General features: G+C 69.3%; 18 protein-coding genes. 10 read left to right on the top strand and 8 right to left on the bottom strand.

What is annotated here, in order from left to right:
• On the bottom strand, positions 1 to 660 hold the full coding sequence (locus BW982_RS14675; protein WP_076494501.1) for a LysE/ArgO family amino acid transporter: 660 nt from the start codon (positions 658 to 660) through the stop codon (positions 1 to 3).
• 69 nt (positions 661 to 729) lie between these two features.
• On the opposite strand from BW982_RS14675, the gene BW982_RS14680 reads away from it, so the two are divergent.
• Positions 730 to 1,632 (top strand): LysR family transcriptional regulator ArgP, encoded by a 903-nt coding sequence (locus tag BW982_RS14680; protein WP_076494504.1) that lies wholly within the window; start codon positions 730 to 732, stop codon positions 1,630 to 1,632.
• Here BW982_RS14680 and BW982_RS14685 read toward each other — a convergent pair.
• The 4 genes from BW982_RS14685 to BW982_RS14700 form a co-directional block, all read right to left on the bottom strand.
• Positions 1,619 to 2,575, bottom strand: a complete 957-nt coding sequence (locus BW982_RS14685; protein WP_254845620.1) for an NADP-dependent oxidoreductase — start codon at positions 2,573 to 2,575, stop codon at positions 1,619 to 1,621. The two genes, BW982_RS14680 and BW982_RS14685, sit on opposite strands and share 14 nt — an antisense overlap.
• Before the next feature lie 198 nt (positions 2,576 to 2,773).
• A complete protein-coding gene (locus BW982_RS14690; protein WP_076494509.1) occupies positions 2,774 to 3,247 on the bottom strand; it encodes a MarR family winged helix-turn-helix transcriptional regulator in 474 nt (157 codons plus the stop codon).
• Positions 3,240 to 4,934, bottom strand: coding sequence for an MDR family MFS transporter (locus tag BW982_RS14695; RefSeq protein ID WP_076494512.1), 1,695 nt, complete (start codon positions 4,932 to 4,934; stop codon positions 3,240 to 3,242). The genes BW982_RS14690 and BW982_RS14695 overlap by 8 nt, the downstream gene beginning before the upstream one ends.
• Positions 4,935 to 5,030: 96 nt before the next feature.
• Positions 5,031 to 5,705 (bottom strand): YqaJ viral recombinase family protein, encoded by a 675-nt coding sequence (locus tag BW982_RS14700; RefSeq protein WP_076494515.1) that lies wholly within the window; start codon positions 5,703 to 5,705, stop codon positions 5,031 to 5,033.
• Positions 5,706 to 5,950: 245 nt separating this feature from the next.
• Here BW982_RS14700 and BW982_RS14705 point away from each other — a divergent pair, with 245 nt between their 5' ends.
• From BW982_RS14705 to BW982_RS14725, 4 genes are all read left to right on the top strand, one after another.
• A complete protein-coding gene (locus tag BW982_RS14705) occupies positions 5,951 to 6,937 on the top strand; it encodes a hypothetical protein (protein WP_076494517.1) in 987 nt (328 codons plus the stop codon).
• A gap of 378 nt (positions 6,938 to 7,315) precedes the next feature.
• The gene (gene rplJ / locus BW982_RS14710; protein ID WP_022879998.1) at positions 7,316 to 7,831 is read left to right on the top strand and encodes a 50S ribosomal protein L10; all 516 of its coding nucleotides are present in this window, start codon (positions 7,316 to 7,318) and stop codon (positions 7,829 to 7,831) included.
• Positions 7,832 to 7,869: 38 nt separating this feature from the next.
• On the top strand, positions 7,870 to 8,256 hold the full coding sequence (rplL, locus tag BW982_RS14715; RefSeq protein ID WP_076494519.1) for a 50S ribosomal protein L7/L12: 387 nt from the start codon (positions 7,870 to 7,872) through the stop codon (positions 8,254 to 8,256).
• A gap of 222 nt (positions 8,257 to 8,478) precedes the next feature.
• Positions 8,479 to 13,029, top strand: a complete 4,551-nt coding sequence (locus BW982_RS14725; protein WP_083696732.1) for an ExeM/NucH family extracellular endonuclease — start codon at positions 8,479 to 8,481, stop codon at positions 13,027 to 13,029.
• A 50-nt stretch (positions 13,030 to 13,079) separates the two neighbouring features.
• Here the strand turns inward: BW982_RS14725 and BW982_RS14730 are convergent, their stop codons facing one another.
• On the bottom strand, positions 13,080 to 14,087 hold the full coding sequence (locus tag BW982_RS14730) for a LacI family DNA-binding transcriptional regulator (protein WP_076494521.1): 1,008 nt from the start codon (positions 14,085 to 14,087) through the stop codon (positions 13,080 to 13,082).
• 236 nt (positions 14,088 to 14,323) lie between these two features.
• On the opposite strand from BW982_RS14730, the gene BW982_RS14735 reads away from it, so the two are divergent.
• The 3 genes from BW982_RS14735 to BW982_RS14745 all read left to right on the top strand — a co-directional run bounded on the left by BW982_RS14735 (position 14,324) and on the right by BW982_RS14745 (position 18,109).
• Positions 14,324 to 15,655: an ABC transporter substrate-binding protein gene (locus BW982_RS14735; protein WP_076494523.1), complete on the top strand. Its 1,332-nt coding sequence runs from the start codon at positions 14,324 to 14,326 to the stop codon at positions 15,653 to 15,655.
• Between the two features lie 283 nt (positions 15,656 to 15,938).
• A complete protein-coding gene (locus tag BW982_RS14740) occupies positions 15,939 to 17,135 on the top strand; it encodes a carbohydrate ABC transporter permease (protein WP_254845621.1) in 1,197 nt (398 codons plus the stop codon).
• Positions 17,132 to 18,109, top strand: a complete 978-nt coding sequence (locus BW982_RS14745) for a carbohydrate ABC transporter permease (RefSeq protein ID WP_076494525.1) — start codon at positions 17,132 to 17,134, stop codon at positions 18,107 to 18,109. The genes BW982_RS14740 and BW982_RS14745 overlap by 4 nt, the downstream gene beginning before the upstream one ends.
• Before the next feature lie 303 nt (positions 18,110 to 18,412).
• Here BW982_RS14745 and BW982_RS14750 read toward each other — a convergent pair whose 3' ends face one another.
• On the bottom strand, positions 18,413 to 19,084 hold the full coding sequence (locus BW982_RS14750; RefSeq protein WP_076494527.1) for a DUF305 domain-containing protein: 672 nt from the start codon (positions 19,082 to 19,084) through the stop codon (positions 18,413 to 18,415).
• 1 nt (position 19,085) lies between these two features.
• On the bottom strand, positions 19,086 to 19,793 hold the full coding sequence (locus tag BW982_RS14755; protein ID WP_076494529.1) for a thioredoxin-like domain-containing protein: 708 nt from the start codon (positions 19,791 to 19,793) through the stop codon (positions 19,086 to 19,088).
• 235 nt (positions 19,794 to 20,028) lie between these two features.
• Here BW982_RS14755 and BW982_RS14760 point away from each other — a divergent pair, with 235 nt between their 5' ends.
• Positions 20,029 to 21,366, top strand: coding sequence for a multidrug effflux MFS transporter (locus BW982_RS14760; RefSeq protein ID WP_083696733.1), 1,338 nt, complete (start codon positions 20,029 to 20,031; stop codon positions 21,364 to 21,366).
• 76 nt (positions 21,367 to 21,442) lie between these two features.
• A complete protein-coding gene (locus BW982_RS14765) occupies positions 21,443 to 22,147 on the top strand; it encodes a phosphatase PAP2 family protein (protein WP_076494531.1) in 705 nt (234 codons plus the stop codon).
• Positions 22,148 to 22,155: the final 8 nt, after the last annotated feature.

Below are 22,155 nucleotides of genomic sequence, written 5' to 3' on the forward strand. Positions count from 1 at the left end.
TCACCCGGTGAACACGGGGAGGACGAGGGAGATCGCCAGCCCCCACATCACGAGGGCGATGACGCCGTCGAGCACCCGCCACGACTTCGGGGAGTCCAGCCAGCGACCGAGGTAGCGGGCCCCGAAGCCGAGGGCCGCGAACCACACGAGACTCGCCGCCGCCGCCCCCACCCCGAAGACCCCACGCTCCGCACCGTGCGTCGCGGCGACGGAGCCGAGGAGGAACACGGTGTCCAAGTACACGTGCGGGTTCAGCCAGGTCAGCGCGAGGCAGGTGAGCACGGCGGCGGCGCGGGTGGTCGTACGCGTACGCGTGTCCACGGCCGCCCCTCGGGCGGGTGCGGCGGTGTGCGCCTCGACGTGGAGGCCGAACCCCGCGGGGCGCAGCGAACGCCGGGCCGCGACGACGCCGTAGCCGACGAGGAACAGCGCGCCGGCCCAGCGTACGACGTCGAGCAGCCAGGGGACGGCGGTCACGACCGCGCCGACACCCGAGACGCCCAGGGCGATGAGGACGGCGTCGGAAACGGCGCACACGGTCACCACGGCGAGAACGTGCTCCCGGCGGATGCCCTGGCGCAGGACGAAGAGGTTCTGCGCGCCGATGGCGACGATGAGCGACAGGCCGAGCCCGAAACCGGCGAGGAGGGAAGAGAGCACGACGCGACGCTATTGCCCCCACCGTATCAAGTACAGTTCAGGATTCTCATGAACCATTAGCATCGCTTCATGTCGATTCCCCTGGACCTCGCCCGCACGCTCGCGGCCGTCGTGGACGAGGGAACCCTGGATGCCGCAGCCCGCCGTCTCCGCATCACCCCGTCCGCCGTCAGCCAGCGGCTGCGGGCGCTCGAGGACCAGCTGGGTCGCGTGGTCCTCGTCCGATCGAAGCCGGTGCGCGCGACCGCGGCCGGTGACGCGGTGGTCCGGCTGGCGCGACAGCTCGCGCTCCTCGAGCACGACGCGCTCACGGCGATCGGAGCGGACGGCGGAGCCGTGGCATCCCTCCCGCTGGCGGTGAACGCCGATTCGCTCGCGACGTGGTTCCTGCCGCCGCTCCAGCGCGTCGCGGAACGGCACGCCGTCGTGTTCGACCTGCATCGCGACGACCAGGACTTCACCGCCGGGCTCCTCGAATCGGGGACGGTGATGGCGGCGGTCACGTCACGCGCAGCGCCGGTGGCCGGCTGCCGCGTCCGCCGTCTCGGTGTCCTGCGCTACGAAGCCGTGGCCGCCGCGTCCTTCTCCGCGCGGTGGTTCCCCCGGGGCGCGGACGTCGGCGCGCTCGCGGACGCGCCGGTCGTCGACTTCGACCGCCGCGACGATCTCCAGACGCAGTGGCTCGCCTCCCGGGGGGCGTCGGTCGCGGAACCGCCCCGGCATCGGGTGCCCGCGTCGCAGGACTTCGCGACGGCGGTCCGCCTGGGTCTCGGGTGGGGGCTGCTTCCCGGATTCCAATCCGCCGATGGTCTCGCCGACGGCTCGCTCGTGCGACTCGGCGGCGATCCGGTCGACGTGCCGCTGTTCTGGCAGCAGTGGAACCTCACCTCACCGCTCCTCGACGAGGTCGCCGACGAAGTCGTGGCCGAGGGACGGCGGGTGCTCGCGGTCGACGGGCTCAGTCGTCGCTGACGCGCAGCACGATCTTCCCGCGGGTGTGGCCCTTCTCGAGCTCGCGGTGGGCGTCGGCGGCATCCTCCAGGTCGAACACGCGGTCGACGAACACGCGCACGGCCCCCGAATCCAGGAGGCGCGCGATCGTCGCGAGCGCACTGCCGTCGGGGATCACCTTGTACCCGGTCGAGCGGATGCCGCGCGCCGAGGCGGCTTCGCGGAAGCCGGTCCAGCCGCCCGTCGGCACCTCGATGAGCAGCCCGCCGGGACGCAGGACCTCGAGTGATCGCGTCCCGGTGTCGTCCTGGACGTTGCCGATGAGGTCGATGACGACGTCGACGTCGGCAATGGCCTCCTCGAACCGGACCGCGGTGTGGTCCACCACCTCCGCGGCGCCGAGTTCGCGCAGCCAGTCGAGGTTGCGCGGCGACCCGGTGGCGATGACGTGCGCGCCGAAGTAGGCGGCGAACTGCACCGCGAAGTGTCCGACGCCACCGCTCCCCGCGTGGATGAGGATGCGCTGATTCGCGTGCGCGAGGGCGGTCTCGACCACGAGCCCCCACGCCGTGAGCGCGGCGAGCGGCACCCCCGCAGCCTCGACGTGCGAGAGCGAGGTGGGCTTTCGGGCGAGCGAGAGGGAGGGGACGACCGCGTACTCGGCGTAGGTCCCCGGAGTCCGCGGCGTCGGTGTCATCCCGAAGACCTCGGTCCCCACCGGGAAAGGATGCCCCTCGTACGGGGCCTCGACCACGACGCCGCTGAAGTCGTATCCGAGAGTCGCCGGCCACGCGGTGATCGCGCCGCACGCGCCACGACCGGCGCGCGTCTTCGCGTCGATCGGGTTGATGCCCGCCGCGACGACGCGCACGAGCACCTCGCTCAGGATGGGACTCGGGGTCGGTACGGTCGCGGTGTGCAGGGCCTCGGGCGCTCCGGGAGCGTCCAGGACCGCCGCGCGCATGGTCTCGGGAAGTGGGGGACCGGGCGCCTCGACGCTGGCCTCGGGACGCGACGATCGGAATCTCATCGGGCGCTCCTCCTCGGGGGTCACGTCGACGGCGGCTCCGCCTCGACTCCCTCAGTCAAGCGCGCCATTGTCTCCGCGGTGTTACACCTCGATCACCGTGTCGCGTCGCCGCACCGGGAAGGAGCCTCCGTGTCAGTCGCGGTCGGGCACTTCGCCCACGGCGAGGGCGTGGAGCATCACCGAGAGGTGTTGGATGTCGTCCACCGACCAGTCCGCCATCGCATCGTGCAGACGGCTCTCGTGCGGGGCACGGGCCTCGGCCAGCCGCCCGTGCCCGAGCTCCGAGACGGCGATGAGCCGCGAACGTCGATCGTGGGGATCGGGGGTGCGGGTGACGAGCCCGAGGTCTTCCAACTCGCTGATCGACCGGCTGAGGAAGCCCTTATCCGCGGCGAGCCGCTCGGCGAGGGCGGACAGGGTCATCGGCCCGAACCGGCTCACCACCGACAACGTCTTGAACGTGGCGGGAAGCATCCCGGGGCTGACCCGTTCCGCCGCCTCGGCGACGAAGCGACGGAACACGGTCATCAGCTCCGAGAACGACTGCTCGAGCGCGTGCACGGCGGCTTCGCGCGCGGCGTCGGGTTCGCGGGTCACGTCACCCATCCTCCCCCATCGGCGCGCCGGAGCGCGTGCGACGCCGCGAAGCGGCATCCACGGTCGGCACCGCGCCGGTCGTCGACAGCGTCGCCATGCCGGCGGGGACGGAGACGGTGGCGAGGTCGGCCTCGCTCGCGGCGACCCGCTCGGACGTGGTCATCCGGGTGAGCGGACGGTTGGGCAGGAACAGGATCGCGAGGAGGCTCACGATCGCCACCGGCACCGCGATGAGGAACGCGTGGGCGATGGACTGGGCGTAGATGTCCTCGACGATCACGCGCACGGTGTCCGGCAGCGTCGACACCTGCGGGATCGTGCCCGACTGCAGCGCCTGGGCGACCGGGGCTCCGGCCGCACCGAGTCCGGCGATCGCCTTCTGCACGTCGGCCGCGCGATCGGTGAACAGGCCCGTCGCGGTGCTGGCCAGGACCGCCCCCATGACGGAGACGCCGATGGTGCCGCCGAGGCTGCGGAAGAACGTCACACCGGAGCTCGCCGCCCCCATCCGGGCGGGATCGGCGGTGTTCTGCACGATGAGGACGAGGTTCTGCATGGTCATGCCGACGCCCGCGCCGAGCAGGAACATGTACACCGACACCAGCGCGAAGTTCGTGTCGTAGTGGATCGTCGACAACAGGTAGGTCCCCGCGATGAGCAGCACGCCACCGACGATGAGGAACGGCTTCCACCGGCCGAAGCGCGAGATGAGCGCACCGACGATGACGGATGCCAGCAGCAGCCCTGCGATCATCGGGATGGTCATGACACCCGCCTCGGTGGGCGTGGCACCGCGGGCCATCTGCATGTACTGGCTGAGGAACACCGAGGTGCCGAACATGGCGAGGCCCGTCGCGATCGAGGCGATCGTGGCCAGCGTGAACGTGGCATCCCGGAAGAGCGTGAGCGGCACGAGTGGCTCGGACGAACGCAGCTCCACCACGATGAACAGGATCGCGGCGAGGACGGCGCCCCCGACCATGAGGAGGGTCTCGGTGCTCGCCCAGTCGAACGATCGGCCGGCGTTGGTCACCCAGATCAGCAGCAGCGACACGGCCGTCGACAGCAGCACGATGCCGAGGTAGTCGATCTTCACCTTGCGCTTCTCGCGCTTCGGGAGGTGCAGCGTGCGCTGCTGGATGAGCAGGGCCGCCACGGCGAACGGGAGGGCGACGAAGAAGTTGAACCGCCAACCGAAGGCATCCGTGATGACGCCGCCGAGGAGCGGGCCGCCGACTGTCGCGACGGCCATGACGGCGCCGAACAGGCCCATGTAGCGTCCGCGCTCGCGGGGGCTGATGATGTCGGCCATGATCACCTGGCTGAGCGCGGCGAGGCCGCCGGCGCCGAGGCCCTGCACCGCGCGGAACGCGATGAGCATGTCGGTGTTCTGGGAGAAGCCGGCGGCGGCGGTCGCGAGGACGAAGATCGCGATCGCGATCTGGATCAGCACCTTGCGGTTGAACAGGTCGGCGAGCTTGCCCCAGATGGGCGTGGAGATCGCCGTGGTGAGCAGGGTCGCGGTGACGACCCACGTGTAGGCGTTCTGGTCACCCGAGAGGTCGTGGACGATGACGGGCAGCGACGTCGAGACGACGGTCGAGGCCAGCATCGACACGAACATGCCGAGCAGCAGTCCGGTGAGGGCGGGGAGCACGCGCCGCGGGGCGGCGGTCTCCGGAGGGGATGAGGTCATGCGGGGCTCTCCAGGGGAGGAAGAAGGATGCCGCGACGACGTCGGCGCGTTAGTTGACGAAGATCAACTATACGCCGAATGTTTGATTCCGGTCAACTATCCGTCGAGGAGCGCGAGGGCGCGGTACCTCTCGGTCGGCTCGGGGCGGGGAGCGGGCGCGCGCCCCGCGGTCGTGCGGCGATACAGCTCGTCGATGAGGGAAGTGGCCAGGCGCACGAGCGAGGAGATCTCCTTCTCATCGCGGTCCACCCACTGGCAGCGGGGCTCGTCGCCGATCGGCACGAAACCGTCGTGCTGCTCCCATGCGACCAGCGTGCGCTCCGCCCCGAGGACGTGCTGCTGCCACCACACCTGACGCAGGTACGTGCGAGGGATCGAGCGCCACGCCTTGTTCGTCGTCTTGATCTCAGCCAGGACGATGCGTCCCTCCCCGTCGACGACGACACCGTCCGGTGTCGCGAGATGACGCTTCTCGACGACAGCGTGGTAGAGCGCCGACGACGGCTGGATGCCGTGCGTCGCGGCGACCCAGGCCGCGATCTCGGGCTCGCGCCGACGGCCGTGCGCCGTGTAGGCGTTGCCCGAGAAGTTCGAGCCGAGGAGCTTGGCATCCGCCGCCCGCGCGATCGCATTGGTGCTTGTGAGCGTCGCGACGTCGGTCGCGGTGATGCCGCGGCTCCGGGCACGGATCCACGCCACCCGGTCGCGGGAATCGGCGACGATCCGCGACTCGAGGTCGGCGCTGCGAGAGGCGACGAGCTCGGGGGACATGCGTTCGAGACTAACCCCGTCGCGCGGTGTGGCTGCGCGGGCTGCCCGGCGTGCCGGGCGAACGGTGGGCGCCGAGACCGCATCCAATTGCCGAGCACGTAGCCGTTCGGGGCCCATTCGATGCGGTGTCGACGATTCGTTGCGGTTTCGTGGATGCCGTGCGGGCGGGGTGGCCATTCCTCCACAGGGCGTGGGGCTGTGGACGGTGGCGGAGGTGCGTGGCGCTGAGCGGGCAATGTGGAGGAATGCAGGGCGAAACGGATCTCGACCGGGCACGTCGCATGCTGTACCGACGGGCGGATCTTCTCGATCGCGGCGTCGCTGAAGCCGCGCTGCGTCGTGCGGGTGTCGAGGGCGCGTGGCACCGCTTGTGTCCCGGCGTCTATGTCGATCGCAGTCTCTACGCCCCCCTGCGCCCGGCGGAACGCCACCTGCTTTCGGTCGTCGCGGCGGTCGACCAGGCCCGTGGAGCAATCGGCGTCGTGTCACATCTGTCGGCGGCGGTGCTGCACGGCCTGCCGCTCTACCGGTTCGACGCGGAGCGCGTCGCTGTGACGGTCGCGGCCACGGCGCACCCGCCCAGCGGGCCACGCGTGCGCCGGCACACGGATGCCCTCCATGATGGCGATGTGGTCGAGATCGGCGGCATCTGCTGCACGTCGATGGACCGGACGATCATCGACGTCGCGCGCACGGAGCCGCTCGAAGCCGCCCTCAGCTGCGCCGACTCCGCGCTTCGCCGCGAAGTCATGACGGGGCGACGCTTCGACTCGGCCGCGCAGGAGGAATGGCGTGAGCGCATGCGGATTCGGACGGCTCGCGCCGCAGGCAGTCGTGGCATCCGCAACGCCCGTCGGATCGTCGAGTTCGCGGACGGGCGCGCCGAACTGCCGGGAGAGAGCGTGAGCAGGCTGCAGCTGCACCGCCTGGGCTTCCGCGACCTCGACCTGCAGGTCCCGGTCGAGGGGCCGCATCGATCCATGTACTACGTCGATCTCGCGTTACGCGAGGTCAAGACGTTCTGGGAGTTCGACGGCGAGGTCAAGTACCGCGACGCGGCGATGCGGAAGGGGCGCTCGGTGGAGGACGTGCTCCTCCAGGAGAAGCGGCGTGAAGACTGGATCCGCGGCAGCACCCAGTGGCGACTGTGCCGCGGAGGCTTCTCCGACATCGCCACCCCCGAGGCCCTCGCTCGACGCCTCGCCGCCTTCGGCGTGCGCTCGCCCAGGTGACCGCGCGACGGTTGTGGCGGTGGCGAAACCGCATCCGATCGTCCAGAACGCATGCGAATGCGGCCCATCGGATACGGTCTCGTCGATCGGGAGCGCTTTCGCAGCCTGGGGCGGGGCGGGGCGGGGCGGGCGGTTTGGCGGGAGGGGGAGGGATCGGGTACAGTGGGGGCAAGCCAAAGACCGCCGGTCATCGTCGTGCGTGCACGAAGATCGAAGCGTCTGCCGAAAGGCAGAGGACCTGCGCAGGTGTATGTGACTCCTCCCGATCGGGAATCCGAGCTCCGTGCCCTGCGCCGGAGCTCTTCTTTTTTGCCGTCGCCCGGTGTCTTGGCCGGCGCCCCGCTTCCGCGGAGCGCCTCGTACACACAAGGAGTGGCCATGGCGCAGAAGGACGCATCGGTCGCCGAGCTCACGAAGCACTTCGAGAACTCGACTGCCGTTCTGCTGACCGAGTACCGCGGTCTGACGGTTGCCCAGCTCAAGCAGCTGCGCAACGACATCCGTCAGGACGCGGAGTACGCCGTGGTGAAGAACACGCTGACCAAGATCGCCGCCGCCAACGCGGGGGTCTCGGGACTGGACGACGAGCTCAAGGGCCCGTCTGCCATCGCGTTCGTGCACGGCGACCCCGTCGCCGTCGCGAAGAGCCTGCGTGCCTTCGCCAAGGCTAACCCTCAGCTCGTGGTGAAGGGTGGCTACTTCGATGGCGCCCCCCTGACCGCGGATGAGGTCAACAAGCTCGCCGATCTCGAAAGCCGTGAAGTCCTGCTGGCGAAGCTCGCCGGTGCGATGAAGGCGACGATGACCAAGGCGGCATACGTCTTCCAGGCGCTTCCGTCGAAGGCCGTTCGCACGGTCGACGCGCTGCGCGAGAAGCAGGACACCGCGGCCTGACCCGGCCCGGATGACAATCCCGATCAAGGAGAAACACAATGGCTAAGCTCAGCACCGAAGAGCTGCTCGACGCGTTCAAGGAGCTCACCCTCATCGAGCTCTCCGAGTTCGTGAAGGCGTTCGAGGAGACGTTCGACGTCACCGCCGCCGCCCCCGTGGCCGTGGCCGCAGCCGGCCCCGCCGGTGGCGCCCCCGCCGAAGAGGTCGAGGAGAAGGACTCGTTCGACGTCGTCCTCGAGGCCGCCGGCGACAAGAAGATCCAGGTCATCAAGGTCGTCCGCGAGCTCACCTCGCTCGGCCTCGGCGAGGCCAAGGCCGTCGTCGACGGTGCCCCCAAGGCCGTGCTCGAGGGCGCGAACAAGGAGACCGCCGAGAAGGCGAAGGCTGCCCTCGAGGAGGCCGGCGCTTCGGTGACCCTGAAGTAATTCAGTCACCTTCGCGGTACACGAAGGCCCGGATGCCACTGGCATCCGGGCCTTCGTCGTTCCCGCGTGATGACACCGGGTTTCACGCGGCGCGGCACTGATGTTCACCGTTTCGAAACATCGGAGTCTGGGAAATCGATATGTCTTCCTCTACGGTCGAAGAGACCCCCCGTCGATCCCCCCACCGACGTCGCTCCGTCGCGCGTCGTTCTTTGGAGACCCATGCATCACGCACCCTCCCGCGCGCCCGCGCGCCGATTCACCACCACGCTGAGCGCCGTCCTCGGTGCGGCGCTCCTCGGGTCCGCCCTGGTTCCCGCCCCCGCTTTCGCGGCCGACGGCCCCCGGGTGGTGATCAACGAGGCCTACCTGAAGGGCGGGAGCGCCGGCGCTCCCTTCGCCGAGAAGTTCGTCGAGCTCTACAACGCCGGCGACACCGCGCAGGACCTGACCGGGTGGTCGCTGCAGTACCGCTCTGCGACGAGCGTGGCGGCGCCCACCGGTGCGAACACCCAGGCGCTGAGCGGCTCGATCGCGCCGGGCGGGTACTACCTGATCGGCCTCCCCGGGAATGGGACGACCGGGGCCGATCTGCCCGGCCCCGACCTCACGAGCGGGCTGAACCCGTCGGGGACGACCGGCCAGCTCTTCCTCGCGAACGTCGCGGAGTCGCTCGCCCTCCCGGCGGGAGACGTCGACGACCCCCGCGTCGTGGACTTCCTCGGATACGGCGGCGCCGTCTCGTTCGAGGCGGCGCCGGCCGTGGTCGACGGCCCGAACGGAACCCCCAATTCCCTCGTGCGCACGGACTTCACCGACACGGGGGACAACTCCGCTGACTTCACCAACGCCACGACGGTCACCCCGCAGTCCTCCGGGTCGACGCCCTCGCCCGAGCCGACGGACGACGCGCCGAGCGACCCCGGCCCCGGGGCTCCCGCCGACACCGTCGCGATCCGCGACATCCAGGGCACCGGTGCGACCACGCCGTACGCCGGTACCACGGTCACCACCCGCGGCGTCGTCACGGCGGCCTACCCGACCGGCGGGTACAACGGCTTCTTCCTCCAGACGCCGGGCACCGGCGGCGACATCGACGTCGCGGCGCACACCGCATCCGACGCGATCTTCGTCTTCGGCTCCGCCGCAACCGCCCAGGTGAAGAAGGGCGATTTCGTCGAGGTCACGGGTCCGGCGAGCGAGTACTTCGGGCAGACGCAGCTCACCGTCGCCGCCGATGGCGTGCGGGTGCTGGACGAGACGCCCGCAGCCGTCGAGCCGGCGAAGATCGAGTGGCCCGCGACCGACGAGGAGCGCGAACGCTTCGAGGGCATGCTCCTCGCGCCGCAGGGCGACTTCACCGTCACCAACACGTACTCGACCAACCAGTACGCCGAGGTCGGACTCGCGGCGGGCACCGGTCCGCTGCGCACCCCGACCGACGTCGCGCGCCCGGACACCGATGAGTATCGCGACGTCGTGAAGGACAATGCCGCGCGCGCGATCGTCCTCGACGACGGGGCTTCGCTGAACTTCCTGTCGACCGCGAAGGACGTTCCGCTGCCGTACCTGTCGCTCACCGATCCCGTACGCGTGGGGGCGGCCGTCACCTTCGAGACGCCCGTCATCCTGGATTTCCGCAACAACGCGTGGAAGTTCCAGCCGACGGAGCAGCTCACCGTCGACAACGCGGAGACCGTCCAGCCGGCGACGTTCGAGAACACCCGTACCGACGCGCCCGCGGCGGTCGGCGGCAACGTGAAGATCTCGAGCTTCAACGTGCTCAACTACTTCACGACCACCGCTGCGAGGGTCGGCTGCACCTCTACGTACAACGACCGCGCGGGCAACCCCGTCACGGCCGACCGCTGCCCGGACAACGGCCCGCGCGGCGCCGCGAACGACGAGAACCTTCAGCGCCAGCAGGCGAAGATCGTCGCCGCCGTCAACGGTCTCGGTGCCGACGTCGTCTCGCTGGAGGAGATCGAGAACTCGGCGCAGTACGGAAAGGACCGTGACGAGGCCCTCTCGACGCTCGTCTCCGCCCTCAACGCCGCGCTCGGGTCCGAGCAGTGGGCCTTCGTCCCGTCGCCGGCTGCACTCCCGGCGTCGGAGGACGTCATCCGCACGGCGTTCATCTACAAGAAGGCGGTCGTCGCGCCGGTCGGCGAGAGCGTCATCCTCGACGATCCCGCGTTCGCCAACGCCCGACAGCCGCTCGCGCAGGGGTTCGCCCCGATCGGCGACACGGATGCCACGATCCTGGCGATCGTGAACCACTTCAAGTCGAAGGGCGACAGCGACCCGAAGGCCACGGGCGACAACGCCAACGGCATCCAGGGTGCCTTCAACGGCGACCGTGTACGCCAGGCGGAGGCCCTCGGGAACTTCGCGGCGCAGCGGTCGGCGGCGCTCGGTACGGACGATGTGTTCCTGCTCGGCGACTTCAACGCCTACACGCAGGAGGACCCGATCGAGAAGCTCCGCTCGTTCGGCTTCGAGCCGCTCGAGACCGGAACGGGCAAGTACTCGTATTCGTACGACGGGCAGTCCGGTTCGCTCGACCACGTCCTCGCGTCGCCGTCGGCGCGGGGGCTGGTCACGGGAACCGACATCTGGAACATCAACGCGGTGGAGGCTCTGGCTCTCGAGTACAGCCGTTACAACTACAACGCGCTGAACTTCTACGAGACCTCGCCCTACCGTTCGAGCGACCACGACCCCGTGATCGTGGGCCTCGACCTGTCGTCGACGACTGACATCAACCTGCTCGGCATCAACGACTTCCACGGCCGCATCGATGCCAACACCGTGAAGTTCGCGGGTACGGTCGAGCAGTTGCGGGCCGAGGGGGGCGACGACCGTACGCTGTTCCTCTCCAACGGCGACAACATCGGCGCCTCGCTCTTCGCGTCGTCGCTGTTCGAGGACCGCCCCACGATCGATGTTCTGAACGCTCTGGAACTTGCCGCCTCCGGCACCGGCAACCACGAGTTCGACAAGGGGGCGGATGACCTCGCCGGACGGGTGTCGGATCGCGCGGACTTCCCGTACCTGGCGGCCAACGTCTTCAAGGACGGGCAGCCGCTGCTTCCCGGCTACGCGATCTTCGAGGTCGACGGCGTGCGCGTGGGCGTGATCGGCGCCGTCACGCAGCAGACGCCCACGCTCGTGTCGAAGGAGGGCATCAAGGGCATCGAGTTCCGTGACCCGGTGGCGGAGGTCAACCGCGTCGTCACGGAGATCGACGACCAGGTCGACGTGATCGTCGCCCAGTACCACGAGGGCACCGAGCTGAGCGGTTCGACCGCCACGCTCGCGCAGGCCGTGGCCGAGGGCGGTGCCTTCGCCGAGATCGTGAACGACACGGATCCGGCCGTGGATGCCATCTTCACCGGCCACACGCACGCCGAATACGTGTGGGACGCGCCCGTCCCCGGCGGCGACGGCACCCGCCCGATCCTGCAGACCGGCAGCTACGGCGCCAACATCGGACAGATCGTCCTGTCGGTGGACGAGGACGGGGATGTGGTGCGGTACACCGCCCGCAACGTCCCGCGCCTGTCTGCAGCGGACGCGGCGGCGAGCGCGGCGCTGGACGCGGAGCTCATCGCGACGTACCCGCGCGTGGCGGAGGTGAACGACATCGTCACCGCGGCGCGCGCCGAGGCGGATGTGGTCGGCCGCGAGCCCGTCGGATCGGTGACGGCAGACATCACGACCGCCTTCCAGGAGGGCGGCTACGTCGACGGCGTCTACACCGGCGGCAAGCGCGACGACCGCTCGAAGCAGTCCGCGCTGGGCGGTCTGGTGGCCGACGCGCTGCGCGAGACCCTCGCCGACCCCGAGCGGGGCGGCGCGGACATCGCGGTGGTGAACCCGGGCGGACTGCGGGCCGAACTGTTCCGCGACACCGACGGGGTGATCACGCTCGCCGAGGCGAACGCGGTGCTGCCGTTCGTGAACAACCTGTGGACCACGACCCTCACCGGGGAGCAGCTGCGGGTGATGTTCGAGCAGCAGTGGGGCGATGCTTCGGGTCGCGGCACGACGAATCTCGCGCTCGGCGTCTCGGACAACGTCCGTTTCACCTACGACGCCACCCGCCCCGCGGGCGAGCGCGTTCTCGGCATCTGGATCGATGGCGTGGCCGTGGACCCGGCGGCGGAGTACCGGGTCGGCTCGTTCAGCTTCCTTCTCGGGGGCGGGGACAGCTTCTCGGTCTTCCAGGAGGGGAAGAACACGCTCGATTCCGGTCTCGTCGACCGGGACGGCTGGATCGCCTACCTCCGCACCCACCCCGGCCTCACCCCCGACTTCACCGCGCGCGGTGTGCAGGTCACGGGTCTGCCCGCCGAGGTCACGCCCGGAGACGAGTTCGCCTTCACCGTGTCGAACCTCGATCTCACGTCGCTCGGCGCGCCGCAGAACACGTTCCTCGCGGCCTCGTTCGGCGCGGGTGAGACGACGGAGGCTCCGGTCGCCGGCGGGTCGGCGACGGTCACCGCGACGGTGCCCGCGGACGCCCTCGACGTGATCGAACTGCAGCTCACCGCTCAGCCGACGGGCACGCTCGTGACGGTCCCGCTGCGGCTCGCGGACGCCACGGCGGTCGGCGGCGGCTCTGAGGGCGGCGACGCGTCGGCGTCCGGGGGTGCGCTTGCGATCACCGGGACCGACGGCGCGTGGATGGGGGCCGGCGTCCTCGCCGCCCTCGCGCTGCTCGGTCTGGGAGTTGTGGCCCGACGCCGGTCGGTGCGCCGGATCGACTGACGCGGAGCGACACGGGACCCCGGATGCCTGGCATCCGGGGTCCTTCCGCGTCAGGCGCTGCGCGGGGGAGCGGTCGAGGCGCGCACCACGAGGCGCGCCGGGGCGAGCGTACGGGGCGGAGGCGCCTCGCCGTCCAGCATGGAGAGCAGGAGGCGCGTCGCCTCGACGCCCTGCTGCTCCGGGTACTGTTCCACGGTGGTGAGGGAGAACATCTCGGCGTAATCGTGTCCGTCGATACCGACCACGCTCAGCTCTGTCGGCACCGAGATGCCCATGCGGCGCGCGGCGATGATCACGCCGATCGCCACTTCGTCGCACGCGGCGACCACCCCCGTCGGGCGCGAGGCCGCATCGGCGAGGAAGGACGCCGCGGCGGCGTAGGCGTCGGTGATCGTCAGCGTGGAGGGGACGCTGCGGATGCGCACGGCGAGCCCGCTGTCGTTCATCGCGTTGCGGTAGCCGATCGAGCGCTCGTCGACGTCGCGCGCCGGTGCGTCGGTGGGCGGTGTGCTCCCGACGAACGCGATGTCGGTGTGGCCCAGCGCGATGAGGTGCTGCGTCGTGATGCGCGTGATGCCGATGTTGTCCAGGCCCAGGGTCGGGATGCCCTGCAGCGGGTTGCCGATGCAGACGGTCGGCTTGTCGATGGCGAGCAGCCGCTCGAGGTCGGTGTCGCCGGGTTCGAGGGCGACGGCGATGATCCCGTCGAACCTCTTCCGGGCGAGGTACTTCGAGTACAGGCTCTCGCGGTCGCGCGACCCGGGCTCAGCGACGTACAGGGTGACGTCGTAGCCCTGCGAGATCAGCGACCGTTCGACGCCCTCGATGATGGCACCGAAGTACCAGCGATTGACCTTGGGGACGATCAGGGCGACCGTACGCGTGCGTCCCGTTGCCAGGCTCACGGCGCTCGTGGACGGGACGTATCCGAGGGATGCCGCGGCGTCGGTGACCCGCCGGCGGGTGTCGTCCGAAACATAGCCGCCGCCGGTCAGCGCGCGACTCGCCGTCGACTTGGACACGCCTGCCAGGCGTGCCACATCGGCGATTCCGCTCATGAGCCGTCTTCCTCGAGGGTCGTCGACGTCCGTGTCGACGTCAAGAAGAGTATCCGACAAATGACGAATCTGGAACCGGTTCCTCTACGTGTCGGTCCCAAAAAAGCCCGCCATTCCGCCAGTTATGGAGTCGTGATGAAAGTTTGTTGCGGAACTGGTCGTTGTCGCTTACGGTGATCTGGAATCGGTTCCCGACGGGTTCCGGTGCAGCACAGAACTCAAAGAGGAGAAATCACATGGGCATGTCACAGCGGTATCGCCTGCTGGCTCCCGTCGGTCTGCTGGCAGTCGGTGCGATCGCGCTCGCGGGCTGTGCCGAGGGCGACTCGGGCGGATCCGGCAGTGGCTCGGAGGGCACCACCACGGTTCGCATCTCCGGCGGCATCACCGGTAGCGAAGCCGACCTGCTGAACCAGTCCTTCGACCAGTTCACGAAGGACACGGGCATCAAGGTCGAGTACACCGGCGACAAGAGCTTCGAGGGCAACATCGTGACCAAGGTCACCGGTGGCGACGCCCCCGACATCGCGATCGTCCCCCAGCCCGGTCTTCTGCAGACCCTCGTCGGCACGGGTGACGTCCAGAAGGCCTCGGACGCGGTCTCGGCCAACGTCGACAAGTACTGGGGGAAGGACTGGAAGTCCTACGGCACCGTGGACGGAGACTTCTACGCCGCCCCGATGCTCGCCAACGTCAAGGGCTACGTCTGGTACTCGCCGGCGAAGTTCAAGGAGTGGGGCGTTTCGATCCCCAAGACCTACGACGAACTGCTCGCCCTGACCAAGACCATCCAGGAGAAGACGGGCGCCGCTCCCTGGTGCGCCGGCTTCGCCTCGGGTGACGCTTCGGGCTGGCCCGGCACCGACTGGATCGAGGACCTCGTCCTGCGTCAGTCCGGCCCCGAGGTCTACGACCAGTGGGTCGCCAACGAGGTCAAGTTCACCGACCCGCAGATCAAGCAGGCCTTCGACGCCGTGGGGGAGATCCTCCTCAACCCGTCGTACGTCAACGCCGGCTTCGGTGACGTCAAGAGCATCAACTCGGTCGCCTTCGCCGACGTCGCGGCCAAGGTCGCGGACGGCAGCTGCCCGATGACGCACCAGGCTTCGTTCCTGTCGTCGAACTTCCTCACGGTCAAGAACGCCTCCGGCGGCGAGGTCAAGGTCGCACCCGACGGCGACGTCTACGCGTTCCTCCTCCCGGGTGTGAAGGAAGGCGAGCAGTCGGTCGAGGGTGGCGGCGAATTCGTCGCGACGTTCTCCGAGGACGCGAACGTGCAGAAGGTGGCGGAGTTCATGTCCAGCCCCGAGTTCGCCGATGCCCGCGTCAAGCTCGGCGGTGTGATCTCGGCCAACAAGGGCGCCGACCCGTCGCTGGCCTCCAGCGAGTTCCTGCAGGAGGCCATGAAGGTCGTGCAGAACCCCGACACCACGCTCCGCTTCGACGCGTCCGACCTCATGCCGGCGACCGTCGGTGCCGGTTCGTTCTGGAAGGGCATGGTGAGCTGGATCGACGGCACGCCGACCGACACGGTGCTCAGCGACATCCAGGCCGGTTACAACAACTGACCCCGACCGCAAGATCGGTGGGCCGTCCGCTTCGGCGGGCGGCCCACCGGTACCGTAAGCCCACACGGTGCCGCCGCGCGGCCCGTCCATCGATGAGCACGACGGCGTGTTCGGGAGGGAAGTCATGACACAGATCAGGCAGGCGGAGAGGCCCTCAGCGGCGTCTCCCCGACACGACACGCCGGATGCCGAGACGGCATCCCGCAATCTCGCACGGAGGCACCGGACCACCGTCACGGTCGTCGTCATCGCGCTCATCGCGGTGGTGGCGCTGTTCCTCTTCATGGTCACGCGGGCGCCGTCCGAGACCAAGCCCACGACCATCGGGTTCTCGCTGAACAGCTTCTTCAAGACGCTCGGCGAGATGAACCCGCTCGTGCAGATCCCGCTCGTGCTGCTCGTCTTCGGCGCCGTGGTGGGTCTGCTGCTCCTGCTCATCGAGTACGCGCCGCGGTCGGGCAAGCGCTACTTCTGGATCCGCCTGGTCGCGTGCTTCGCGATCCCGGTGATCGCCTTCATGCTGCTGCGTCCGTACCAGAACGCGGTCATCTACGTCCTCGGGATCGCGGTGATCCTGGGCGGCATCCTGTTCTACGCCGACTACCGATCGCGTCAGGGCGCCGGCTACCTCTTCCAGCTGATCCTGTTCGCCGCCCCGGCCGCGATCCTCCTGCTGATGGGCCTGGTCTACCCGGCCCTGTCCACTCTGGTGCAGTCGTTCCTCGACAAGACGGGCCAGAACTTCGTCGGTTTCGACAACTACGTCTGGACCTTCACCAACCCCGAGGGCTTCTGGTCGGTCATCAACACCCTCATCTGGGTGCTCCTGGCCCCCACCTTCGCCACCGCGATCGGTCTGGCGTACGCCGTCTTCATCGACCGCGCCGCGGGGGAGCGGTTCCTCAAGGTCCTCATCTTCATGCCGTTCGCGATCTCGTTCGTCGGCGCCGGCATCATCTGGAAGTTCGTCTACGACTTCCGCCAGGGCGACCAGATCGGCATCCTGAATGCGATCGTGACCTCGCTCGGCGGTCAGCCGGTCTCGTGGCTCTCGGCGACGCCGCTGATCAACACGCTGCTCCTCGTCGTCGTGTTCATCTGGAGCCAGACCGGACTCGCCATGGTGATCCTGTCCGCCGCGATCAAGGCGGTGCCGCCGGAGCAGATGGAAGCCGCCGAACTCGACGGGGCGAACGCCTGGGAGCGGTTCATCAACGTCACCGTCCCCGGCATCCGCTCGTCGCTGATCGTCGTGCTCACCACGATCGCCATCGGCGCACTGAAGATCTACGACATCGTCGCGGTCATGACCGGTGGGCGCAACGACTCCACCGTGCTCGCCTTCGAGATGGTCAACCAGCAGCAGCGGTTCCAGAGCTACGGGCACTCCGCGGCGCTGGCCGTGGTGCTGTTCCTGTTCGTCCTGCCGCTGATCATCTTCAACGTGCGTCAGATCCGGAAGCAGAGGGAAGTGCGATGACCACCTCCACCGTGGTGCTCGAGCCCACCGACGACAAGCGCTCGGCGCGTCAGGTCGCCCGCGACACGCGCAAGCACGAGGCGATGGCGCGCAAGCGTCTCACCTCGAAGGGAGCCACGATCGCGGCCGTCGCGATCGCGTTCTTCTGGACCATCCCCACATTCGGCCTTCTGGTCACGTCGTTCCGTCCCGGTTCCGACACCCAGTCGACCGGATGGTGGACCGTCTTCATCGACCCGGCGTTCACGCTCGAGAACTACCGTCTCGCGCTGACCTCGGGCGGGACGGCGCTGACGTTGGCCGCATCGTTCGTGAACTCGCTGGCCATCACGATCCCGGTCGTGCTGTTCGCGTTGGCGATCGCCTCGCTCATCGCGTACGCGTTCGCCTGGATCGACTTCAAGGGTCGGAACTTCTTCTTCATCTTCATCTTCGCGCTCCAGATCGTGCCGCTGCAGATGGCCCTCGTGCCGCTGCTCAGCCTGTTCTCGCGCGGTCTGACGATCAACGACGTGACGATCTTCCCGGGCCTGGAGCTCCGCGGCGTGGAGCACAGCTTCGCGACCGTGTGGATCGCGCACGTCATCTTCGCGATGCCGTTGGCGATCTTCCTCCTGCACAACTTCATCGCGGAGATCCCGCACGAGGTGATCGAGGCGGCGCGCGTCGACGGTGCCGGGCACGGCCAGGTGTTCTTCCGCCTGATCCTCCCGCTCGCGGCTCCCGCGCTGGCATCCTTCGCGGTGCTGGAGTTCATCTGGGTGTGGAACGACCTGCTCGTCGCGACGATCTTCGCGCCATCGTCGTCGCTACCGCTGACGCAGTCGTTGAACTCGCTGTCGGGCACGTGGGGCGACCAGTGGTTCCTTCAGTCGGCCGGAACGTTCATCTCGATCCTCGTGCCGTTGATCGTGTTCTTCCTGCTGCAGCGGTTCTTCGTCCGCGGCCTGCTGGCGGGCGCGACCAAGGGCTGAGACCCGCACGAACCACGAAGGACGTGGCATCCGTCGATCGGATGCCACGTCCTTCGTGCGTCGGGGCGTCGGGGCGTCGGGGCGTGGGGGCGTGGGAGTGCCTGTGCGATAAACGGCATCCACGACGAGACACGGGGGGACAACGCGTTTCTCGTCGTGGATAGCGTTTATCGGGAGGGGTGGGGCGCTGGGGCGGCTGGGCGCCGGGGCGGCCGGGACGCCGGGGGCGCGGGGGCGGCTGGGCGCCGGGGCGACCGGGGGCGCTGGGGGCGCCGGGGCGGCCGGGGCGGGGCGGAGGGGGCGTCAGCCGGTGCAGGACAGGCGGGACCGGATGTCGCGCATCGCGTCGATCTCGGCGGACTGGCCCGTGATGATCGCTTGCGCCACGTCCTTCACCCGCGGGTCGCTGCCGAGCTCGATGACGGCCTCGGCCATGGGGATCGCGCCCTCGTGATGCCGGATCATGAGGCCGAGGAAGAGGCAGTCGGCCGGCTGTCCCTCGAGGGAACGGAGCTGGTCGAGTTCGGCCTCGCTCGCCATCCCCATCTGGGAGAGGAGCTCGTCCTGCGAGAGCGCCGACGTGTCGCCGTGGCTGTGCGCACCGGACGGGGCCATCCATTGCATCAACGGCTGGGAGGACGCCTGCGGCAGCCCCCACTGCACGAGCCACCCGAACATCTCGCCGCGCTGACCCGCCTGGGTGGTGGCGATGTCGTAGGAGAGCGTGCGCAGCTCATCGTCGGAGGTCTTGCGGTAGATCTCCATCGCCATGAGCACGGCCTGCGTGTGATGGACCTGCATGTCCCGCGCGAAGCCGGCGTCCGCGGACGTCGTCGACGGGGTCGCGGGGGCGGCGGTCGCGCCGAACGCGGTGAAGCGTCCCACGGCGAACGCGACCGCCAGCAGCGCGACCACGGCCAGCGCGACGACGATGCGCCGCGCGGCCGGCCGGGCCGCGGTGTCGTCGTCGGTCACGTCACGCCTTGCCGGGTCCGTCGATGGCGCCCGAGCAGGCGGCGTTGGGCTCGGGGGCGTTCTGGCTGCGCCAGTACTCGGTGAAGAACTCGCCGATGCGGGGATCCGTGGGATCGTCGACCTTCAGCTGGTGGTTCCACGCGCTCACCGCGACGGGGGTGTCCATGCCCGGGTAGGGCGAGAGGATCGCGTAGCTGGAGGGCATGACGGCCTTCAGCGCGTCGATGCCGGCCGCGTCGACGCGCTCCGGGTCGTAGGTGATCCAGATCGCCCCGTGCTCGAGCGAGTGCACCGCGTTCTCGTTCTGCTGCGGCTCGGTGTACACGCCGCAGTTCAGCCAATAGGGGTTGTGCGGCCCGCCGGCCGGGGGCGTCTGCTCGTACGTGACCGCCCCCTGGACGTGGTCGGAGCGGTTCTGGAACGTCTCCACGCCCTGGATCTCGCGACCCGTGGTGTTGCCCGCCTGATAGCTGGGCGCCGGGGCGGGGGCGAGGGCGAAGGATGCCACGACGACGGCGACCACGGCGAGAGCGGCGGTCGATCCCACGACCCACCACACGAGCTTGCTGCGCTTGCGGCGCGCGATCTGCTTCTGGTACTCCGCGAGCTTCTCCTGTCGCTTCTGCTCGCGTTGCTGCTTCACGGTCAGGTTGATGTCGGCCTGCGTGGCGGGGTTGCCGCTCGTGCGCTTGTCGGGGGAGGGGCTCATGCGGTCTGTGCTGTCTCTCTCTGGGGCGGGAGGCTCGGCGCGGGCCGATTCCGCCCAGCCTATGCGGATGAATGCGGTGGTGGCCTGGGAGGAACCCGCGAGGGGGATGGTGGAGACCCCGGGCCGCGCGATAGTATGACGATGTCGAATCGATTCGAGGTTCGACGATCCCCCCGAATTCACAGCCCGGCTTCGTCCGGGCCGTCCGTGTTGCGAAAAGAACTGACTGACTGACGTGCTCGATACCGCCTCCCAGCCCGTGATCCCCCCGACCGCCCGCGCCGAGTCCTCGGCCACGGGCGCCATCCGTGCGCTCGGAAGCAATCCGGCGACAGCACCGATCGTGCTGCACCCCGGTGACAGCATCTCCGCGCGACGTCGTGTCCTCTACATCGTCCTGCTGGGCGCGTTGACGGCTCTCGGTCCGTTCACGATCGACCTGTACCTCCCCGCGTTCCCCGTGCTCGAGGCCGACTTCCAGACCTCGGCCGCCGCGATCCAGCTGACCCTCACGGGCACCATGATCGGCTTCGCGCTGGGCCAGCTCATCGTCGGACCGCTCAGCGACAAGGTCGGTCGTCGCATCCCGCTGCTGGCGGTCACGGCTCTGCACGTCGCGGCGAGCGTGTTCGCCGCTCTCGCCCCGACCCTCGGGACGCTGTCGATCGCGCGCGTGCTCATGGGGGCCGGAGCCGCGGCGGGCGGCGTCGTGGCCGCCGCCATCGTCCGCGACCTGTTCGGCGGTCGCCGCCTGGTCGTGATGCTCTCGCGCCTCGCCCTGGTCTCGGGCGTCGCGCCGGTGCTCGCTCCGCTCGCGGGGTCGCTGCTGCTGTCGGTCATGCCCTGGCGCGGCATCTTCTGGGTGCTCGCCGCGTACGGCACGGTCATGCTCGTCTCGGCGATCGTCTTCCTTCCCGAGACGCTGCCCGCAGCCCGTCGTGGGGGAAAGGGTGCGACCACCGTCTGGCAGCGGTACGCGAGCGTCTTCCGCGACCGGGTGTTCATCGGCGTGCTCGTCATCGGGGCTATGACGTTCAGCGGCCTGTTCTCCTACCTGTCGGCGTCTTCGTTCCTCTTCCAGCAGAGCTACGGCTTCGACGCGCAGCAGTACGGCGTGCTGTTCGCCGCGAACTCCGTGGGCCTGGTCATCGGCGTGCAGATCGCCTCGCGCCTCGCCGCGCGGTTCGGCCCCCAGTGGGTGCTGGCTTTCTCGACCGCCTCGCTCGTGCTGTGGGGCGTGGTCATCGTCGTCTTCGACCAGCTCGGTTTCGGCCTGTGGGGCACGATCATCCCGCTGTTCCTGTTCATGACCTCGTGCGGCTTCACGTTCCCGTGCGCACAGGTGCTCGCCCTCGACCGGCACGGCAAGGCCGCGGGCACGGCCCAGTCGATCATCGGTGCGGCGAACTTCGGCATCGCCGGTGTGATCTCTCCCGTCGTGGGCCTGCTCGCGACCGGATCGGGGATCACCGCGACGACCATGGCATCCGTCATGGTGGGCTGCGCGATCCTCGGGGTGCTGTCGCTGTGGCTGCTGGTGCGTCCGCGCACCGTCGAGCGCCTCGCCCCGTGAGGGCCGAACAGTAGCAGAGGGCGAAGCGCCGGTCCGGGTGGTGCCGGGAGGCCCGGCGGACCGGCATCATGGGGCGATGGACCTGGATGCCGCGCCCCCGCCGTTCGTGACGGTGCGCTCCGAGCGCGTCCGCGCCGTCCTCGGCCTGGTGCTGATCGCGCTGGCGTGCGGGTTGGGGGCCTGGGTCTTCTTCCGCGGGCCGAGCCCGTTCGCGATCGACGTGTGGTGGAACCAGCTGTTCGCCTCGGCGCCGATCCAGCCGTTGCTGACGATCGCCCTGGTCATGAACCAGATCGGCGGGTACGTCACCGCGATCCTCATCGTTCCGCTCGGGGGTGCGCTCGCGCTGTTCCTCACCGGTCGGCGCTGGACGGCGGTGTACTTCCTGGCCGCGTCGGCGGGCAGCGCCCTGCTCGTGCAGGTGCTCAAGCACACGTTCGGCCGCGCGCGACCCGAGGACATCCTCGTGCTCGCCGACTACGGCTCCTTCCCCTCCGGCCACACCGCGAACGCCGCGACGATCGCGGTCGTCGCCGCGATCGTGTTCCCGACCCTGTGGGTGCGGATCGTCGGTGGGGCGTGGATCGTACTGATGGCGTTCAGCCGCACGTACCTGCACGCCCACTGGCTCTCCGACACGATCGGGGGCGCGCTTCTGGGCGCGGGTGCTGCCCTCGTGCTCGCGGTGGTGTTCTCGCGCCTTCGGGCCCGCGACGACGACCGGGCGACGCTCCGGCGCAACCGTCGGATCCCGGATGCCGCGTCCTCCGCACCGACCTAGGCTGACGG

This window comes from Microbacterium sp. RURRCA19A (genome assembly GCF_900156455.1).
Taxonomy (GTDB): Bacteria; Actinomycetota; Actinomycetes; order Actinomycetales; family Microbacteriaceae; genus Microbacterium.

Excerpts from the sequence above, each read along its gene's own strand:
- BW982_RS14685 (WP_254845620.1), bottom strand. The coding sequence starts at position 2,575 with ATGCGCGCGGCGGTCCTGGACGCTCCCGGAGCGCCCGAGGCCCTGCAC.
- BW982_RS14725 (WP_083696732.1), top strand. The coding sequence starts at position 8,479 with ATGCATCACGCACCCTCCCGCGCGCCCGCGCGCCGATTCACCACCACG.
- BW982_RS14680 (WP_076494504.1), top strand. The coding sequence starts at position 730 with ATGTCGATTCCCCTGGACCTCGCCCGCACGCTCGCGGCCGTCGTGGAC.
- BW982_RS14700 (WP_076494515.1), bottom strand. The coding sequence starts at position 5,705 with ATGTCCCCCGAGCTCGTCGCCTCTCGCAGCGCCGACCTCGAGTCGCGG.
- rplL (WP_076494519.1), top strand. The coding sequence starts at position 7,870 with ATGGCTAAGCTCAGCACCGAAGAGCTGCTCGACGCGTTCAAGGAGCTC.
- BW982_RS14730 (WP_076494521.1), bottom strand. The coding sequence starts at position 14,087 with ATGAGCGGAATCGCCGATGTGGCACGCCTGGCAGGCGTGTCCAAGTCG.
- BW982_RS14695 (WP_076494512.1), bottom strand. The coding sequence starts at position 4,934 with ATGACCTCATCCCCTCCGGAGACCGCCGCCCCGCGGCGCGTGCTCCCC.
- BW982_RS14765 (WP_076494531.1), top strand. The coding sequence starts at position 21,443 with ATGGACCTGGATGCCGCGCCCCCGCCGTTCGTGACGGTGCGCTCCGAG.
- BW982_RS14735 (WP_076494523.1), top strand. The coding sequence starts at position 14,324 with ATGGGCATGTCACAGCGGTATCGCCTGCTGGCTCCCGTCGGTCTGCTG.
- BW982_RS14755 (WP_076494529.1), bottom strand. The coding sequence starts at position 19,793 with ATGAGCCCCTCCCCCGACAAGCGCACGAGCGGCAACCCCGCCACGCAG.
- BW982_RS14740 (WP_254845621.1), top strand. The coding sequence starts at position 15,939 with ATGGTCACGCGGGCGCCGTCCGAGACCAAGCCCACGACCATCGGGTTC.
- rplJ (WP_022879998.1), top strand. The coding sequence starts at position 7,316 with ATGGCGCAGAAGGACGCATCGGTCGCCGAGCTCACGAAGCACTTCGAG.
- BW982_RS14690 (WP_076494509.1), bottom strand. The coding sequence starts at position 3,247 with ATGGGTGACGTGACCCGCGAACCCGACGCCGCGCGCGAAGCCGCCGTG.
- BW982_RS14745 (WP_076494525.1), top strand. The coding sequence starts at position 17,132 with ATGACCACCTCCACCGTGGTGCTCGAGCCCACCGACGACAAGCGCTCG.
- BW982_RS14705 (WP_076494517.1), top strand. The coding sequence starts at position 5,951 with ATGCAGGGCGAAACGGATCTCGACCGGGCACGTCGCATGCTGTACCGA.